At 38.7% G+C, this 1,922-nt stretch carries 1 protein-coding gene; it reads left to right on the top strand.

Annotated elements, in window-relative coordinates; genetic code table 11:
- The first annotated feature begins 420 nt into the window (after window positions 1-420).
- Window positions 421-1,842: a group II intron reverse transcriptase/maturase gene (gene ltrA, locus P8V03_RS18890; protein WP_318799357.1), complete on the top strand. Its 1,422-nt coding sequence runs from the start codon at window positions 421-423 to the stop codon at window positions 1,840-1,842.
- The last annotated feature ends 80 nt before the right edge of the window (window positions 1,843-1,922 follow it).

Here is a 1,922-nt window from a genome sequence, read left to right as displayed (position 1 = left end):
ATGTGCGCCCAGCATGGGCGCTTACTTGTCGGTGAAAGTCCGATACGGGGGTTGATAGTGCCAACCGTTAGCTTAAGACAAGGGTGTCCATCGTGAGGTGGAATCTGAAGGAAGTCGGCGGCAAAGCTCTGGTCTGACGAACAGAAACTACATATGAGGCATATGCTTGTGGGTGAGTTTGCATGACAAAACGAAACCCTAAACTATCCGAAACAGGCGGTGTAAATGTAGCAGACATATGGGGTGAAAGTAAGCGTTCTTACCTGGGGAGGTCTTACAAATAAATTACCCAAAGATATATTTCTAGGTAATAACCCATGTAGTGATATATGGCTGAATTGTAAGAAGTCAGCAGAGGTCATAGTACCACGTGAAAACGCGTTAGCGTGGGAAGGACTGAACGTTAGGAGGTTTTCAACTTTGATAAACTCAAAGAATCAAAATAAAAAGCAGACAACTCAGCATAGAGGTCGCCTTGTGGAAGTAGAAGTGGAACTTCAAGGTAAGCAAGGGGCGCTTAATGAAAATTTGGCGTTTACAAAGAGAGAAAGAGAAAACGATGAGTTAGATGATACCAGTAACTTACTCGATAGAGTATTAGAGCGTGAAAATATGCTTATTGCTATGAAACGAGTAATTTCAAACAAAGGAAGTCATGGTGTTGATGGTATGAGAGTCGATGAACTTCGGACGTTTATCATTGACAACTGGCTGAAAATTAAAGAAAAGTTACTGGAAGGTAGATATAAACCATCTCCAGTCAGGAGGGTAGAAATACCAAAGCCTGACGGCGGAATAAGATTGCTTGGGATACCTACTATACTTGATAGGCTAATACAGCAAGCGATAGCTCAAGAACTTAATAAAATTTATGACCATACATTCTCAGAAAGTAGTTATGGATTTAGACCTAATAAAAGTGCTAAGCAAGCTATACTCAGGGCAAAAGAATATATTAATGAAGGGTATAGATGGGTAGTGGACATGGATTTGGAAAAGTTCTTTGATAAAGTTAATCATGATATATTAATGGATAGGTTATCAAAGAAGATTAGGGACAAAAGAGTTCTAAAGTTGATAAGGGCATATCTTCAATCAGGAATCATGATAAATGGAATCAAAGTAAATTCTGATGAAGGTACTCCGCAAGGGGGACCGTTAAGTCCACTACTAGCTAATATAATGCTTGATGAGGTAGATAAGGAACTTGAGAAGAGAGGGCATAGATTTTGCAGATTTGCTGACGATGCAAATGTGTATGTAAGAAGTAGAAAAGCAGGCTTGAGGGTAATGGAAAGTATGAGAAATATACTTGAAGGACGCCTAAAACTCAAGGTTAATGAGAATAAAAGTGCAGTAGACCTTGTATCTAAAAGAAAATATCTAGGTTTCTCGTTCTACTTTGTTAAAGGTGGAGTAAATATAAGAATTCATGAGAAATCGTACAGAAGATTCAAGTTAAGAATTAGAGAGATAACTAATCGAAATATGGGTATAAGTATGGAGTTAAGGATAAAGAAACTCAACGAATATACCGTAGGTTGGATTAACTATTATGGAGTAGCGAAGGCTGCCGCCAGAATAAAGGAACTGGAGGAATGGCTAAGAAGAAGGTTGCGAGCATGTATCTGGAAGCAATGGAAGAAGGTTAAGACCAGAGGTCGTAATCTCATGAAATTTGGAGTACCCGAGTACAAAGCTTGGGAATACGCTAACACAAGGAAAGGCTACTGGAGAATATCCAACAGCCCAATTCTTAATACAACTCTAAATAATAGATATCTTGAAAGTCTTAAATATAAAAGTATTTCCAAGAGGTATCAACTAATTCATAATTCTTAATGAACCGCTGTGTACCGAACGGTACGCACAGTGGTGTGAGAGGTCGCTGAATAAAATAATTATTCAGCTCCTACTCGATT

The sequence above is a fragment of the Clostridium tanneri genome (assembly GCF_033659955.1).
In the GTDB taxonomy this organism is placed as follows: Bacteria; Bacillota; Clostridia; order Clostridiales; family Clostridiaceae; genus Clostridium_AM; species Clostridium_AM tanneri.
Note: the sequence above shows the minus strand (reverse complement) of the source record. Positions and strands in the feature narration are given on the sequence as shown.